The 16,125-nt window shown below is 38.7% G+C and carries 13 protein-coding genes; 3 read left to right on the top strand and 10 right to left on the bottom strand.

Annotated features, from left to right (window positions below):
- Positions 1-330 precede the first annotated feature (330 nt).
- Positions 331-957, top strand: a complete 627-nt coding sequence (locus tag ACRD64_RS03560; RefSeq protein ID WP_430931788.1) for a hypothetical protein — start codon at positions 331-333, stop codon at positions 955-957.
- Positions 958-1,030: 73 nt separating this feature from the next.
- Here the strand turns inward: ACRD64_RS03560 and ACRD64_RS03555 are convergent, their stop codons facing one another.
- Positions 1,031-2,854: a glycoside hydrolase family 15 protein gene (locus tag ACRD64_RS03555; RefSeq protein ID WP_430931787.1), complete on the bottom strand. Its 1,824-nt coding sequence runs from the start codon at positions 2,852-2,854 to the stop codon at positions 1,031-1,033.
- A gap of 221 nt (positions 2,855-3,075) precedes the next feature.
- Between ACRD64_RS03555 and ACRD64_RS03550 the strand changes: the two genes are divergently transcribed.
- Both ACRD64_RS03550 and ACRD64_RS03545 read left to right on the top strand, forming a co-directional pair.
- Positions 3,076-5,277, top strand: coding sequence for a bifunctional alpha,alpha-trehalose-phosphate synthase (UDP-forming)/trehalose-phosphatase (locus ACRD64_RS03550; protein WP_430931786.1), 2,202 nt, complete (start codon positions 3,076-3,078; stop codon positions 5,275-5,277).
- 113 nt (positions 5,278-5,390) lie between these two features.
- Positions 5,391-5,876: a glutathione peroxidase gene (locus ACRD64_RS03545; RefSeq protein WP_430931785.1), complete on the top strand. Its 486-nt coding sequence runs from the start codon at positions 5,391-5,393 to the stop codon at positions 5,874-5,876.
- 332 nt (positions 5,877-6,208) lie between these two features.
- Here the strand turns inward: ACRD64_RS03545 and ACRD64_RS03540 are convergent, their stop codons facing one another.
- The 9 genes from ACRD64_RS03540 to ACRD64_RS03500 all read right to left on the bottom strand — a co-directional run bounded on the left by ACRD64_RS03540 (position 6,209) and on the right by ACRD64_RS03500 (position 16,083).
- The gene (locus ACRD64_RS03540; protein WP_430931784.1) at positions 6,209-7,426 is read right to left on the bottom strand and encodes a glycoside hydrolase family 172 protein; all 1,218 of its coding nucleotides are present in this window, start codon (positions 7,424-7,426) and stop codon (positions 6,209-6,211) included.
- A 642-nt stretch (positions 7,427-8,068) separates the two neighbouring features.
- Positions 8,069-9,340 (bottom strand): DUF1566 domain-containing protein, encoded by a 1,272-nt coding sequence (locus ACRD64_RS03535; RefSeq protein ID WP_430931783.1) that lies wholly within the window; start codon positions 9,338-9,340, stop codon positions 8,069-8,071.
- A 208-nt stretch (positions 9,341-9,548) separates the two neighbouring features.
- Complete coding sequence (locus tag ACRD64_RS03530; RefSeq protein ID WP_430931782.1) at positions 9,549-10,817, bottom strand: DUF1566 domain-containing protein; 1,269 nt, start codon at positions 10,815-10,817, stop codon at positions 9,549-9,551.
- A 584-nt stretch (positions 10,818-11,401) separates the two neighbouring features.
- Positions 11,402-12,919, bottom strand: a complete 1,518-nt coding sequence (locus ACRD64_RS03525) for an ArnT family glycosyltransferase (RefSeq protein WP_430931781.1) — start codon at positions 12,917-12,919, stop codon at positions 11,402-11,404.
- Positions 12,920-13,025: 106 nt separating this feature from the next.
- On the bottom strand, positions 13,026-13,391 hold the full coding sequence (locus ACRD64_RS03520; protein WP_430931780.1) for a hypothetical protein: 366 nt from the start codon (positions 13,389-13,391) through the stop codon (positions 13,026-13,028).
- Positions 13,392-13,688: 297 nt separating this feature from the next.
- A complete protein-coding gene (locus tag ACRD64_RS03515; protein WP_430931779.1) occupies positions 13,689-14,057 on the bottom strand; it encodes a DUF1801 domain-containing protein in 369 nt (122 codons plus the stop codon).
- Between the two features lies 1 nt (position 14,058).
- Complete coding sequence (locus tag ACRD64_RS03510) at positions 14,059-14,529, bottom strand: GyrI-like domain-containing protein (RefSeq protein ID WP_430931778.1); 471 nt, start codon at positions 14,527-14,529, stop codon at positions 14,059-14,061.
- Positions 14,501-15,295 carry a helix-turn-helix transcriptional regulator gene (locus ACRD64_RS03505; RefSeq protein WP_430931777.1) on the bottom strand — a complete coding sequence of 265 codons (795 nt, stop codon included), beginning with the start codon at positions 15,293-15,295 and terminating at the stop codon, positions 14,501-14,503. Before ACRD64_RS03505 ends, ACRD64_RS03510 begins: the two co-directional genes overlap by 29 nt.
- Before the next feature lie 149 nt (positions 15,296-15,444).
- The gene (locus ACRD64_RS03500) at positions 15,445-16,083 is read right to left on the bottom strand and encodes a YdeI/OmpD-associated family protein (RefSeq protein ID WP_430931776.1); all 639 of its coding nucleotides are present in this window, start codon (positions 16,081-16,083) and stop codon (positions 15,445-15,447) included.
- Positions 16,084-16,125 lie beyond the last annotated feature (42 nt).

Genomic DNA, 16,125 nt, shown 5'->3' with positions numbered 1-16,125 from the left:
CATTCGACGAAGTCCATTAATCCGGTTAGAAAACAAAAGAATTTCCTTTCCGACTAATTATTCTTTTTTGATTTATATTCCCTTGGAGGTTTCACCACAATCCTCTCTCCACAGCTATTGCATATATATATTTCGCACCCTGTGCAGGCAAAACAATTGCTGCAGTTTCTTTTCAGGTCAGCTTTTATGAAACTTTTTTTACAATACGCGCATGTTATTTTTTCCGAAGTCATCTCAAATATTAACCGGTTTATTCGTAAAAATATGTGTTTTCGTAGAAAGAAAATACGAACACCATTTTGTTTTTACTATATTTCAAAAAAAAACATCATGAGAAATATACTGATCTTTGTTTTAGTAGCACTACCGATGCTGGCAACAGCTCAAATTGAAGCCACCACGAAAGCAGGTAAAGCAGTTTTATTGTTTGAAAACGGCACCTGGGAATATGCTGGACAAGAAACCCCCCAAACTATTGAATTTATGGCTGTTGAAATAGAGGAAGGGCTTACAAAAGAATCTCCTTTGAGCGAACTGTATTATTCCGAAAGCAAAAGACTGGTAAAATATTTTGGACCCGTAAAAGGAAAAATTAAAGGTAGGGCGAAATGTTTGTTTGTTGAAGGACAACCGAAGATTTATTTTCAGTGGGAACTGGGTTTATTAGATAGTTACCGATACTTTGGACATATGAAAGCAGGTAAAAAAGTAACGCTGATAACAAAGAATAATACATCAATAGATTTAATCCTTAATGAAGATATTGATATGGAATTTGTGAAAAAATATAAGTTTTCCATTTTGAAAGGAGCGTGTAAGCTGACAGATGAACAATTCAAATTGATCCTGAATTCCCCTATCTCCGAAATGAAGGTAGAGTGGAAGAAGGAACCAGAAACCTATAAGGTAAACGACGGCTATTATTTCTCCAAAACATTTCAGGAACTTCTTAAATAGCATATTCGTCAAGGGTCATTAATTGGTTTGAATAAACTAACTAATGACCCTAGGCTATTGCACTATTCACCGATTAATGAAAAGTCTCGTACCTCAGTGCATCCATAATTTTTTCTTCCTTGGTTATTTCACCTTCAGAGATATTAATGGCTGTCTCTATCAATGCTAAATGAGAATAAGCCTGGGGGAAGTTTCCCAGTTGTTGCTTGGTTTCAAAATCCAGGTCTTCGCTAAATAAACCCAGATGATTATTATAGGTTAGCAACTGCTCAAATCGTTCAATGGCCGCTTCTTTTTCCCCGATCTTATACAACGCATTGATAAGCCAGAAAGTACAGATAGTAAAGGATGACTTAGGCAGACCAAAATCATCCTGATTGATGTAGCGATACATCAAACCATTATGTTCCAATTCCTTTTGGATAGCGTATACCGTTGATTTATAGCGTTCATCCTTTGCTTTTACAAAACCGTAACTCTCCAATAACAATACCGATGCATCTAAATCATCACTTCCGTACGCTTGTGAATATGATTGTTTGGTTTCCGACCAGGCTTTTAGCTCAATCTCGGCACGGATCTTATCCTCCAGCTTTTTCCATTTCTTAATGTAATCATCCTGCTTAAGTAAAACAGCAATTTTTTGAGCACGATCAATAGCAACCCAGCACAGCACCTTGCTAAAGGTAAAATGCTTGCTTTCGTTGCGTATTTCCCATATTCCCTTATCCGGTTTCTGCCAGTTCTTCTCTACCATCTTTACCACGTTACGAACAACGGTCCATAAATCCTCGCTGTAGCTTAGTGAGGCAGAAAACAAACTAAAATGCTGATAGATGGCATCCATTAAAATACCGTAAATATCGTTTTGTTTTTGTTTGTAAGCTGCATTCCCCACCCTAACAGGCTTGGAGTTTCCGTAACCAGCCAGGTGCGGAAGCTCATACTCCGAAAGTCTTTTCTCGCCGCTGATGCCATACATTATCTGCATCTTCTCGTCCTTTTCGGGAAGTATATTCACAATGAAACGCAAATAATTTTGTGCAACCGTACTGTGCCCAAGTTGAGTCAATATTTTTACTACCATTGAACCATCTCTGATCCAACAGAACCGATAATCCCAGTTACGAACCTCTCCAACGGTTTCGGGGAGTGAAGTGGTCAGTGCTGCCAATACAGCGCCTGACTTATCGTAGCTTAAAAGTTTTAACGTTAAGGCACTGCGGTTTATTTCGTTGTTGTAGTTACTAAAGGTAGTAGTCTTTTCCGACCAGTTTAACCAGTACACCTTGGTACGCTCCATCTTTAGCTTAACCCTTTGAATATCCTGATTGAGCAATTTTTGGTTATAGCTAACCAACATATATTTGCTATCGGTTAAGGTAATCACCTCTTTGTTTAAAACATCCTTAAAATCAAAGTCGGTATACAAATAAAGAGAATCATAAGAACCTCTTTTGGTAAAAGCCTTAATGTATTTCTTGTTTTCCGAAATAAAGGTTTCGTGCACACCATATTCGAGCTTTGGGTCGTAGGTTATTTTAAACGTTGGTGCCCCGCTAATACAATTGAAAACGCGCACTAGATCGGATGGCGAATAATAGCCGTCGTCATTTTTATATCTCGGCATAAAGTCAATCACCTCAAAAACACCATCTTCGCACACAAACTTAGTGCACAACAAATTAGTCCTTTCGATGTACTCCTGGTTGATCGAAAGTAATTTCTCCGGTTCTATCGATACAGAACCGCCTTTTTCCTTGTCCAGTAGTTTGGCAAAAACCGACGGTGCATCAAATTTTGGCAAACATAACCAATCGACACTTCCATTTTCGGAAACCAACGCCGCAGATCTACAATTCCCGATAATCCCGTAATTCAGATTCAGATTCTCCATATATTAAAATTTATTGGTTAGTTTTGTAATACTCCTGGTTTGGAAAAGCCAAAACCAAACAAGATAATCTTGAAAAGTAATAGGAGCACCACCGATAATTACTTGAAATGAGCCTGAGGCCCATTTTCTTAGGGGATTTCAAATAAAAATGACAATTAACCAAAATAATCGGTCTAAAAATGGTATATTATTTCTAATTTTCAAATAAAAAAAGTCATTCTATGCAAAAAATTCATATCGTTTCGAACAGACTTCCATTTAGCATTAAAGATGAAGGGGAAAAAGTAACCCTTGAAGCCAGTGTAGGAGGCTTGGCAACAGGCATGAAATCCATCTACAAAGATTATGGAGGAACATGGATAGGATGGAACGGGTTAGACAGTGATACCATAGAGTCAGGCAAACAAAAAAAAGTAGACCAACTTTTTAAACAAGAGAAATGTGCCTCCGTTCATCTAAATTCTGAAGAAATACAATTGTTTTATGAAGGATTTAGTAATCGAACCATATGGCCTCTATTTCACTATTTTACGCAATATGCCAATTTCAACAACGAGGATTGGGAAACCTATAAGGCAGTGAACCAAAAATTTGCCGATGCGGCGATCGACGCACTGGAAGATGGCGATGCTGTTTGGGTCCACGACTACCAGTTGCTCTTGGTGCCCGAAATGATCAAATCCAAAAAACCGAATGTAACAATAGGTTTCTTTTTGCACATCCCTTTTCCGTCCTATGAGGTGTTCAGGATTTTACCTTGGCGCAGAGAAATTGTTCAGGGTATGTTAGGGGCCGATCTGATTGGTTTCCATACCTACGATTACGAAAGACACTTCTTTAGCTGTGTACGTCGTTTGTTTGGTTACGAGATCTCTTTTAACCAGATTCATATTGAAGAACGCATCATTATTGCGGATTCGTTCCCCATGGGCATCGACTACGACAAGTTTATGAAATGCGCCAAAAATGTTGGTATGAAAGCCATCACGGAGAAATCGGATTTGCATAAGGAGCTTGATAAGTACTTCCTTGCATCGCCCGACCGTAAGCTGATCCTTTCGATTGACAGACTGGATTACACCAAGGGCATCCCGAATCGCCTAAAGGCTTTTGGTCGTTTCTTGGAAAAATATCCGGAGTTCCGTCAAAAGGTGACCCTGATTATGTTGGCAGTACCTTCTCGCGATCAGGTGGATCATTATCAGCAACTAAAAAAGGAAGTGGATGAACTGGTTGGACAAATTAACGGAACCTATGGATCCATCAATTATTCGCCTATCTGGTATTTTTACCGTTCTCTACCTTTTAGTAATCTGATAGAGTTATATAGCTCGTGCGATGTCGCATTAATTACTCCCGTGCGGGACGGTATGAACCTGGTAGCCAAAGAGTATGTGGCTTCCCGTTTAAATAACACAGGCGTTCTTATTTTAAGTGAGATGGCTGGTGTTGCCAAAGAAATGGGGGAGGCATTGATCATCAATCCTGTTGATGAAGAGGAAATGGCGGACAGTATTAACCAGGCACTCACCATGCCCTTGGAGGAACAAAAATCACGTATCAAGTTTATGAAAGAACGTATTCGGCGTTACGATGTATTTAAGTGGGCCAACGAATTTATTCGTACATTAAAAAAAGCGGAAAGTGTTCAAAGTGATTTCTTAGCCAAGCGAATCACCAAACAATTAGCCGGAAAATTGATAGATCAATACGCCAAAGCTAAAAAACGAGCGCTCTTTTTAGATTATGATGGAACCTTGGCTCATTTTGTCAAGAATCCTCAGGATGCTAAACCGGATAGAGAATTACATGATATAATTAAAAAACTAACCTCAAATAAAGCCAATACCGTTACCATTATTAGTGGCAGAGATAGGTACACGTTAGAAAAATGGTTTACAGGTCATCATGTAAACTTAATTTGCGAACATGGTGTATGGTTAAAAAAAGTAGATGGAGATTGGGAAATGTTATCCGCAGTAAACAACAGCTGGATGCCTAATGTGCGTCCTGTAATGGAAAGTTTTGTCGACAGGACTCCAGGCAGCTTTATAGAGGAAAAAAACTACTCTTTGGTTTGGCACTTCCGTAAGTCAGAGCCGGAACAAGGTGAGTTACGGGCTAATGAACTAAAAGATGAGTTGAACACGCACCTGAGCAACCACAACCTTGAAATTATGGAAGGTAACAAGGTAATTGAGGTAAAGAGCGGGGGCATAAACAAAGGTATCGCAGCACTTCAGTTTATAAGCAATCAACCCTACGATTTTATTATGGCCGTTGGCGACGATTGGACAGACGAATTTATGTTCCGAGAATTGCCCGAGGAAGCGGTAACCATTAAAGTAGGCATGAAACATACCAAAGCGGCCTACAAGGTTGAATCAGTAGATGCGGTCAGGAATTTGTTGAAGATGATGTAGGCCATCTTACCGGACAACTAAGATACAGGCCTGTTAGGGAATTTCTTAACAGGCTTTTTCTACTACCCATTGCTATTGGTTGCCACCGTTAGTCACACTAAAATAGTATGAAGATGCAAAGTCCATTTTATCAGCTAGAGGCGAAAAATATTCAAGGCAAGATTATCTTGATGGAAGATTACAAAGGCAAAAACGTATTGGTGGTGAATACGGCCAGCAACTGCGGCTTAACCCCACAGTTTGAAGGATTGGAGAAGCTTTACCAAAAATATAAAAACCAGGGGTTGGTGGTGCTTGGCTTTCCATGTAATCAGTTTGCCAATCAGGAGCCTGGCGATGAAAAATCCATAACTGAAGGTTGTATGCTTAACTATGGGGTTTCATTTCCGATGTTCTCCAAAATCGAGGTGAACGGAGATGGAGCTCATCCAATTTATAAATATTTAAAAAAGCAATTGCCAGGCCTATTGGGTCAAAAAATCAAATGGAATTTCACCAAGTTTCTGATCGATGAGAATGGCCGTCCTGTTAAACGTTTTGCCCCAACCACCAAACCTCAAAAAATTGACCGTTATTTGGAAAAGATGCTGGCCAGATAATGCCATATTCGACAGTTGGCCAACCTAAAGTCCGGTTAGAACTATAACTGCCATAAAATTCGTCATAACATCAGTTCGATTTAGTTTACAGAAGGGTCTTCCTGTCTTTTCGAAGAAGCATCTGCTATCCATTAGGCCTGCTTCCCTTTTTGAATAATTTCATCATAATTTTTATCAAAGTACGTTGTTATATTTATTCTATAAGCAAAACCATTGTTGTTATAGGTCCATAACGTACATAATTCAATCACTGTAAAGATCTGCACCCACTTTTTTCGGCGGCATGTGACTAATCATTTCATGGTGTTGTGCTATTGTATTGATTAACGTATTTAATCTGCAAGATAACTTTCACCAAGAATCATGTCTAAATCTGCTGTTCGTTCAGCTAAACCAGGAAATGGAGGAAGCGGCGCGCTTGGAACAGGTTCATACCAAAAAGTGGCGGTGGACCAATCGTCATCTCTTTCATAGTAACAACAACCAATTTGCTGAATCGTAACTCTCATTTCTTCTTTCCAATAGATAGGGTCAGGTATATGCCAGCGATACATAGAAATATAACTCGGTTCCATTTTAACCTTTTTATTGTTTTTTTCATTTCTATTGAGGGAAATAGCATCAACCAGGGTGTCCGCCTGGGTAACGAAATTAGCGCCATGGTACATATAGGTAGTATTTTGTACTCCATATGATAAACCAACCCAATCTTCGGCACCTGTTCCGCAAATCGTTGGGAATTCAGTATCACCATCCATATAGCATTTGATTTCACCTTCTCCCCACCACCCAGGGTGAAGTGTTCTAATACCGAGAACAGCGCCTATGAAACGACCTTTTCCGGTTCTCTTAGGTAAAATCTCAAAATCTTTCTTTAACGTGGTAGGATTCTCTCTTTTAAAGAGTACATGTAGCCTGCCTACGTCACCTTTGTGGTTATCGTTGACCGTGTAATCTATTTGATAATACAGGTTTAGCCTTGTGTCAGATTCATTTGTCAAAGTAATTTTTGCCCCTTTTGCAAAGGGCATAGGTAGCCAAAAATTCATCGCTCCCTTTTCGCCAATAGAGTGCACTGCCGATTGATATGACGTGAGTTTTGAGTGAGCTAATCCCATAAAATCGCCTATTGGACATTCAATGCTTGGGTGCTCCTGCCCATCCCAATATGCTCTGATTACAGTGCTTCTCAATTTTTTATTGCGTTCCTGTGGCTCCTCCTTTATCCAATTCATATGAAGAAATTCACCAGCCATCCATATATGTCGTATCGTTCCTGCTTCTTTTATATCACACAACACTACTTCTTCCTGAGGTTTTAATATTCGATTCGGCGCCCCTTTTCTGCCGACGCCTAAATTGCTGGCGGCCATACCTGCTTTACCGGGTTCACCTGTAGGATTTTCGAACGATATTGCGCGAGGTGCTATATCGGTATTGAGATTATAAAGGCTTAACTGTTCAAAATTATTAACGGATTGTTCTTCGTTTTTAACTTCTGTACAACTATATAAAACAGCCGTTAGAATAAGTAACCATGATCTTTTCATAAAACATTGTCTTTTTAATTGCAGCGATGGAGCAGAACCTAATAGGTTATATAATTTACGGTGACTAAAAGTAACATTTCTGAGTAAATTATCAACGCTATTCCGTCGTATTGTATCCCGATATTCGGGGCAATAAAGTTTTCACCGTTAGCTGCCAGGCTTACCGATAGAGTTCTTTGAGCTTTACTCAAAGCTAGCTTATTTTTTACAATGTTCATGATTTTCCATTCGCAAGGGCTTTCAAGCTTACATACTTATCCAAGCCCAGCAGCCTTTTGTTTCGCACAAAATTACCGTAATGTCGATGCGGACCGAGTTGTTTGTTTTTTTGACATTTGAACTGTTTATCATCCAAGTGTTTGATGATAATCCCGATGGTTTCCCAAAATGTGGGTCACTTTGCGGATGGAGAAATAGTTTAGCCATTGGATGAGCAATGAGTTGAGCTTATAAAGCTTGGCATTGATACTCCAACACCTCCACTTTGCAAGTAACCCCAACTGCTTGCTTTTAGGTTTTGTTGAACACTGACCCTATTCTAATTTATATTTTATCGAAAAATACCGCATATCCTTATTTATGCGGCAAAAGTGAAGTAACGATAAAATAATTTTCAGAAATACAGATTTCTTCTTTATTGTATTAATCAACGTTCCTTAACAAACGTACATAGTTATAGTACCTTTCGCCACCTTCACTTGCTGGTCCATCTTCATGTTTGGCGTCAAACCTTACAGCTCCCGCACCATGGAAATCCAACCCTTCTTTATTTACGGCTCGACCAAATGCCACATACCAGGCATAATAATATGGTTTTCCTTTTTGGAATCTTGCCGAAGTACCTGTCCAATAGTAAGGATAATCTTTATCTCCATTTTCATTACTTATCTCGGAACAACTAAACATAGGGTCAATTGAAGGCCCAACCTGTTTAGGGTTTTTAGCATTGGGCGCAAAAGAGTAATCAACAATACTTTGCAATTCCTTTACGTTCGGCAAGCGCCAATCTGAATACCCTGCCAATTCTGAATTTTCTGCGTAAGATAAAGCACTTTCCCAATTCAGTCCTTTTCCACTATCATTTTTAGACCACATTAATCCAGTTGCTTTATCGGTAATAGTACCGTTTTTATTATCCTGTAAATCATTCGTACCATAAATACTTCCGCGAACAGCTCTAACATGTTTAAATAATGGGTTACCCATTGGTTTTCCTCCATTTCCAGGAGGCGGACCTTGCCCTGGTGGTGGTTGATGTCCTTCAGGTGGTCCTTTGTGCGCTTTTTCACCAATTCCAGCTTCTGCACGGTATGCTTTAATATGACCAGTCACATGGTTTACACCAAACGCAGCATGAAAACCGCCCTCTTCTGTATGACCAACATATTTATTACTTGACCAGTATTGCTCGCTTTTGTCAGGATTCTCATTGTTAACAAGAGAGAAATGATTGGTGTCTAAGTAAGGCCATCCCGAACTAAAATCACTGATGGAGAATAACTCCTTGACTGTCGGCATTCGCCAGTCATGATAACCACCAAGCTCCAAATTTTCACAATATTCATATGCACCTTGCCAATCAAATCCTTCTGAAGTAGGTATTTCTTGCCAAACCAGTCCTGTATTCAAATCTGCAACAGTTCCGTCTCCATTTTTTTCAAAAGACATCTTCTTGCCTGTTAAATAATTAGCATCCTGACCGAAAAGCGAATCGCCTGGTACTACTGCCTTAATCACGTCTCCGTCTTCATCGTATAGTGAAACCTGACCCGTTGCCACTTGCACAAAATTGTATACGTTATCTTTAACCGCACTTGACTCTGTGCCCTTAAAACGACACGATTGGATTGTAAAAACAAGTAGAATAAGAAAAATTCCTCTTAACGGGGTGTTGTTTTTCAATGTTTTCATCATGATTTTTTCCTGTTTATAGAATCTACAATATTTTCATTCTATCACTCAACACTTGCTTAATTCCTTACTGCGTTGAAGTATATATATACTTAATGTTAAATTTTTTATATACGTGGTGGTTGGCTTTTTTCTATAAATAAATACCTAAAGCTGAACTAGATGGTGCACCTATCTAATTCAGCCCAACAGCTATTGATGGATTATTCTTTTAATTTCTTACTAAACGCACGTAGTTACGTATTCTAAGTAAATCATCGGCATTGTCCGATTCCATTAGATAATCATCCACTACGCCGGCTTTAGGGTCAGAACGCTGTGCCCCTGCTCCATGCCAGTCGTAATATTCTGTTGCAGAGCTATTATCTCTGCTGTAAGCCTTTCCAAAAGCAATGTAACAAGCTGTGTATTTAAAATCACCTTGTGTAGTACTCGTCCAAAACCAACTGTCACTATCCGTACAGCTAAAATAGGTTTCGTCAATAGCCGGAAATGTGGTCTTTTCATAGTCCACAATACTTTGTAATTCTTTGGTATTTGGCAAACGCCAATCGGTATATCCGGCTACTTCACTTTCTGATGCAAGCGCTAAAGCCTCTACCCAATCATACGTATTTCCGTCGTCGGTCTGTTGCCACATAAGGCCTGTAGCTTGATCTGTAACTGTGCCATCTCCATTATCTACAAAATCATTCACGCCATATACATTTTCTTCCCCACGCACTGCTCTTACGAAGCAACCAGGATCCTGAACTCCCGAACTCCCATCAAAATACAATCCTGTTTCGTACGATTTAATGTGTCCGTCGGCAAAGTTAAATCCAAATGCTCCTTCAATGTTATCTGTTTGCAAACCGCCTTTTACATATTTTGTACTCGACCAATATTGCCCTGCATAGGGTATATTTTCATCATACTCAAAATCAAAGTATTCATCGTAAAGGTAAGGTTGTGAATCGCTTGTGTTTGTTGCGTCCAACTCACCATTAGAATTTAATAGTGAATATAACTCTTTAATAGTGGGTAGTCTCCAATCGGTATATCCCCCTATTTCCAGACTTTCGACATAATCAAACGCATCATAATAGTTGTGGCGTTCAAAGTCTGGGGTTTGCTGCCACATTAAACCCGTATTTAAATCGGTTACCGTACCATCTCCGTTATCTTCAAAAGACGAAGCCGTACCCGAATATTGTGCATCCTGTCCGTAATAGTCATCACCTTCACCCGGCGCTGAAATTTCATTGCCATCAGCATCATAAAAAACATCTTGCCCAGTATCCGTTAAAATAAAAGTTACCGCTGGTTCTGTCTCTTCCACTTCTTCCTCAGTAATATCATCATCTTTTTGGCAAGATGTAAAAACAGAAATAGCCAGAAACAGCACTAATGTGTTTAAAATAATGGCGTTTTTGCCCGATAGGGTAGCTAAAAAAGACTCAAATTGTTTGCTCCTTAGTGTGTACTTCGTTCCTTTCATATCAGCATATTGATAATTAATATTTTCACACGAAATTACCCTGCCAAGTATTAATTAAGGCATATAATCTATGATATGAAGAGTTTTGACGACAGTATGTGATATTTTATCTTACATTGATAGTTACTATCTTTGATCATTCAACCTTGAATCTAACGCCAGTTGGCTTAACAACTATTGATGCCGTCATTGTTTTTGTTATAATTACTGGGGTTCTGCCCGTTGCATTCCCTCAAACAAGGGAAATATCTTTATCTTCGGGTGTTTTTATGGGTAGTTTTCTGGGGATACACCAAATCGGACTATTGACATCGTGTTACTTTTATTGTGTTTGTTGTTACCAGTTTGTAAATATAATATAAATACATGGAAAATTATTAGCCTTATTTGCCCATATCTCCCTGCCGGGGAGAGAAGGCAAATTTATGGCAGCGACCGCATGCCGCCTTAGCTTTAGTGGTGGAATGGGCTCGAACTTTCTTGTTTTGTGGGTTGGCTACTTTTTTATTTAGTAAATTAATCGATTTAGTGTCATCGTTTCACGGGCGCCAATTACGGTTTTATGCTTTGTTGTATGCTTATTTTTATTCGAATATTCTGTTTCTGAAAATGTCTTTTAATCCGGCATAATTTGTTTTCGGCTCACGACAAATATAAATAGTGGTTAACTCATCCTCACTTTCATCTGCATAGGGATTTAATATTGTGTCCGTTACTTCGACGGTAGAAAAAAAGTATTCCCAATACTCCTTTGGCACACCTTTGTTGCTGATTGCAATTAAGGTACCCGGCAGATTGCCATCATTAGGCGCCCATTGATAATAGCTTCCATGATAGGATATAGCTTTCGGAACGTTATATTCTTCGGAGAATAAATTGACCGCACCTGCTTGTTTATAATGTTTCCCCCAGATCACACAGTTCTTTTTATCTTCCAAATGCAGATCATCATATATTCTTTTCACTGACGAGAGCACCTTTCTCCATTGATATTGAGAGTAAAATTCTTCAAACGGCAATGGGTAATGATTCTCCTCATTTTTAATATGGGCATATTTAATAAACCTATCCAGTTTTAGTATTGTCATTCCGTAAGGGAGCATAACTGCACCACCTATAACAAGTAGAATTATTTGAGCACAGTATAACCAATTTCTTTTATTGAATACTTTTATTTCAAGCCAAACACTTCCCAATATGACCAGGCAAATTAACGCAGGGAAGAAATAATAATGTTTTCCTTTTGAAACAGCTAATAATAGAATCGAAATCAGTATGGAGAGGGACACAATATGGTTATGTTCATCTTTTTTAAAAATAACAGCATACACAAAACCTGCTGTATAGATGCCTATAGCAAAAGGATTCAATTGGATAAATAGGTTTAGTAACCCCTTGGTTGCGGATTGATCATTCAGTTGCGCCTTGTACAACTCTTTCATATGATGCAAAACCGGAAAGTCATTTATAATTTGCCATATAATATTAGGGCTTATCAGTAGGATAAAAAGAACGGGATAAATAATAGTCTCTCTGCCAAGGATTCCGTTTCTTGTTCTTTTAAAAAACAATAGACTAATCAAACCAGCCACAAAAAAGAGGATGTCGTATTTGTTCAAGAAACCCGCTGCCAATGTCAGAGCAAGGAGCAATAAATACTTTTTATTAAGGGTTTTAACAAATCTGACAAAGAGAATGAACCCCAGTAACCAAAAGAACTGGCTAAAAACTACCGGTTGAAACAACTGGTGAGTTCGAGTGAAGGCAGGAGCTGCCAGTAAAAATGTCATTACCAGTAACAATGCTTTTGTTTTACCGCCCAGCTCAAGTGTAATTTTTCCGGCAAGTATAAATATTGCCATAGAAGCCAGATGCGAAAACAAGTGATGAACAATAACTGAAGTAGAACCGGTAAGATTTTGAAGGTATGCAAAAACCCCAATCAATGGGGGAAATTCCATAAAACCGAAAGCAAGGTGATTTCCCGCATCAATATGTAATAATTCATCTCCCTGAAATCCGGAATGAATATCAGCTAATAGGTGCAAGCCTATTTTTAGCAGGCAGGCAAATCCAATAATAATATCATTATTCCATTTCATTTCTGGTTATTTCCTCGGAATTAACGCACAACGTTTACTGGACGAAATGTCAGGGAACGTGTAAACGAACCATACCTTTCAAAACGCTATGGAGCCCTAAATTATATTATTGTTCTGTGAAAACCCTCATTACTGCATCAACATCGTCAGTGGCGAGCGTCGGATAATATAGCTTGTTTTCTTCAATGGAACCTTCGATGGTTATACCCCAAATGGTCATGTCTATCTTTGGCGGATTGTAGCGATAGGTACCTTTTTCATTTAACTCGATAAATCCATCCTCATAGTAATCAAATTCATTTTTTGATTTGAAGGTGATTTGGTAATAATATTTTAGCCCGCTATAGATTGTATCACAAACCCATATGGTGCCTATCAACTCCGGGCTATCATTATTCTCGCTTTTATCGCAAGCACACAATCCTAATAAAACTAAAACCAGAGTAGCAAATAATGTTTTTATTACGTTCATAATGGTAAGTTTTTGTTTGTGATTATAACAAGATTGAATACCGTAAAAGTTACAAAAACAACCTCTTATTTAAAACCAATTTAATCAGTAATGTTGTTCAACATCATTATATCTTTTCTTAATCCTCGAACCTCGGTTCTTTTCTCGTAAGCCTTATTTCTTTATCGTGAATATCTCTGAACAACTCCTCAACCTTAATGAAGGGGTCTTGGACATCCCTGAACAAACCGACTACCTCCTTGATTGACCGCCGGAGTTCATTGCTTCACATATATACCTTTTCGATTGAATCTCAGCTTACTTTATTTGAACGATACCGCTGCGATACAATTCAATCGCCTCGTTTAACAACACCCTGATGTCATTAATCGGCAAATCTTTATACGGATCTACCCTAAAAATCTTCATGCGGGAGCGAGTGCCCTGCTCCAAACCGGGGTGATTCAAGTGCTTACCTTCCACCATCAGAATATAGGGTTCGCCTGTTTTTTTTTCGGTCCAGAGGTAGCAGAACATTTTGTTTTTATAGCAAAAACAAGGCATCCCATATTTTACTGTTTCAGTAACGTGCTCGTCCTGGCCAAGGATGATATGTCTTAATGCGAGCAAACAACTTTTTTGCGGTTCTGGTTTTTTAAGGTAATACTCATCAAGGTTCAAGGTCATCTTACTCATTTTTGTCCATTACACCCACATAAAAATCCACCTCTGCGTCAAAGGGGTCTTGTGCTTTCTCCCCGAAAACCTCAAAGTCAGCAACATAGTTTCTATCCCATTTCATCTCAAATATTCTTGACCAATGTTTCACCACCAAACCTTTCGTCAAGTCTCCTTTTTCGCTGGTCTTGATATAATTCCCGCCGACAAATGACCTCCCCACCATTCCATCAGGAATTGAATTTAAATTTTTCACCTTACAACCCAGTATCGCAGTGTAAGGTTGAGTATGGTCTCCTTCATAGTCTGTGTAGAGTGAATAAACGACACCGTCGGCCTTGTTGGGGATTTTCTCAAAAATATTTTCCGACATAAAGCGTTGCCACATTTTCGCAATTTCTTGGGCCGCTTGTCCATTCTCGTTAGTAGTTTTTACCGAGATTCCAATAACCTTAAAAGGTTCGATTATTACTGTTTTCATTTTTTGTTTTGTTTTGATTCGATACAAATGTAGAATCACCTGGTGTCAAAGGTATGTCAGGGGTATTATGTTTTTTACTACCGCATTTTTCAAGGTATTCTTGTAATGTTATGTTGTGAGGTTCAAACTGCGTATCTAATCGCATTAGGTTCCGGATTCTATCCAGCCGAAAAGCTCTATAATCTTTTCTCATTCTGCAAAATGCGATTAGGATCCAATTGTCATTGGCGGTGTAAAGGGCGAAAGGTTCTATTTGCCTTTGTGTTTGTTTATTGTCCATTGATACATATTCAATTTGTACGACTTGAAAATTAGCAATACAAGACTGCAACTGCATCAAATAATTACTGGTTTTATGGTTGTATTTGTTGTTTCGGACTTGAATTCTTTGGGAAAGGAAATCCAGTTTAGATTTTTGGGTAAGGCGAAGTACAGATTTTATTTTTGTTATGGCATTTTGATATTGGTCGACCAAAGATTGATCTTTGTTCTTTAAAATCAGATATTCTGCCGTGATGAGGGCACTGGCTTCTTCTTCGGTGAACATGATCGGTGGAAGTTTGTATCCTTCCATTATGGAATAGCCTTTGCCTTCTTCGGTTATGATAGGAATTCCAGATTGCTCAAGTGTCCTGATGTCCCGATAAACCGTTCGTATACTAACCTTATGTTTTTCGGCAATATCCTTTGCCGTTATAATATGCATTGACTGTAACTGTGTCAAGATAGAGGTCAATCTTGTGAGTCTTGGTTTGTCTTCTGCCATTGCTGTTTGATTTACTTTTGGCGTAGTAAGCCTAAAAACATTTTTCCGAAATCATTTCAAATCCTGGTTTTATGTATTCTATTTCATCATCCTGGTTAAAGCTTCTTACATACATTTTGAAATTATGGGAATCCTTAAGTTACTGCAAATTACTTCTTCAAAGACCTGTACTTGTCATGTAAACCTTCCCCATTGAGAATTTTCGGCATACATTTTTCAATTCTAGCAGTTCTGGTTTTTGATTGCTTTGGCTGAGTAAAATAAAGAATATACCCTCTTTGTCGCCCTTTTGTCAAAGCTTCAAAAGCAGATTTAAACACCGGGTCTTCTTCGAATTTATTTTCCAATTCCTTGGGGAAGGGTTCTGTATTCTTTTTAAAGTCGACTTTCAATCCGGCCTTTTCAATTTCAATGGCTTCATAGATGTAGGCCTTAAGAATAGCTTCGCGCTCTATAATTCCCTGAGTGTCATTAAACTTAACATATCGGACAGCCCGTGAATTATCGCCGGGTGCGACAAGAATATGATGGGCATCTTTCAGTAAAGTTCCCTTGAAAAAACTAATCGCACAAAAATCCCTCAATGCACTTACCATTAAAACGTTTTTGTTCTGAAAAGTATAGCATGGGACACCCCATTTTAATTCCTCAGTTAACCCACATTCAAGCACAACCGCCCTTAACAAACTCAATTCTTCCGGCCATTGATGAACTTTACAACCGGAAGTACCTCCAAGTGGGCAGCGCAAACAACCATCAGCAAGATATTTGTCAACTTTATGATTCATAATATTCGATTACAGACATTCCTCCATTACAACATTCCTCCG

Origin of the sequence: Saccharicrinis sp. 156 (assembly GCF_050589685.1) — a bacterium.
GTDB lineage: Bacteria > Bacteroidota > Bacteroidia > Bacteroidales > Marinilabiliaceae > Saccharicrinis.
The sequence above is the reverse complement of the archived record's forward strand: the minus strand, read 5'-3'. Positions and strand labels throughout refer to the sequence as shown.

Excerpts from the sequence above, each read along its gene's own strand:
- ACRD64_RS03560 (WP_430931788.1), top strand. The coding sequence starts at position 331 with ATGAGAAATATACTGATCTTTGTTTTAGTAGCACTACCGATGCTGGCA.
- ACRD64_RS03555 (WP_430931787.1), bottom strand. The coding sequence starts at position 2,854 with ATGGAGAATCTGAATCTGAATTACGGGATTATCGGGAATTGTAGATCT.
- ACRD64_RS03550 (WP_430931786.1), top strand. The coding sequence starts at position 3,076 with ATGCAAAAAATTCATATCGTTTCGAACAGACTTCCATTTAGCATTAAA.
- ACRD64_RS03545 (WP_430931785.1), top strand. The coding sequence starts at position 5,391 with ATGCAAAGTCCATTTTATCAGCTAGAGGCGAAAAATATTCAAGGCAAG.
- ACRD64_RS03540 (WP_430931784.1), bottom strand. The coding sequence starts at position 7,426 with ATGAAAAGATCATGGTTACTTATTCTAACGGCTGTTTTATATAGTTGT.
- ACRD64_RS03535 (WP_430931783.1), bottom strand. The coding sequence starts at position 9,340 with ATGATGAAAACATTGAAAAACAACACCCCGTTAAGAGGAATTTTTCTT.
- ACRD64_RS03530 (WP_430931782.1), bottom strand. The coding sequence starts at position 10,817 with ATGAAAGGAACGAAGTACACACTAAGGAGCAAACAATTTGAGTCTTTT.
- ACRD64_RS03525 (WP_430931781.1), bottom strand. The coding sequence starts at position 12,919 with ATGAAATGGAATAATGATATTATTATTGGATTTGCCTGCCTGCTAAAA.
- ACRD64_RS03520 (WP_430931780.1), bottom strand. The coding sequence starts at position 13,391 with ATGAACGTAATAAAAACATTATTTGCTACTCTGGTTTTAGTTTTATTA.
- ACRD64_RS03515 (WP_430931779.1), bottom strand. The coding sequence starts at position 14,057 with ATGACCTTGAACCTTGATGAGTATTACCTTAAAAAACCAGAACCGCAA.
- ACRD64_RS03510 (WP_430931778.1), bottom strand. The coding sequence starts at position 14,529 with ATGAAAACAGTAATAATCGAACCTTTTAAGGTTATTGGAATCTCGGTA.
- ACRD64_RS03505 (WP_430931777.1), bottom strand. The coding sequence starts at position 15,295 with ATGGCAGAAGACAAACCAAGACTCACAAGATTGACCTCTATCTTGACA.
- ACRD64_RS03500 (WP_430931776.1), bottom strand. The coding sequence starts at position 16,083 with ATGAATCATAAAGTTGACAAATATCTTGCTGATGGTTGTTTGCGCTGC.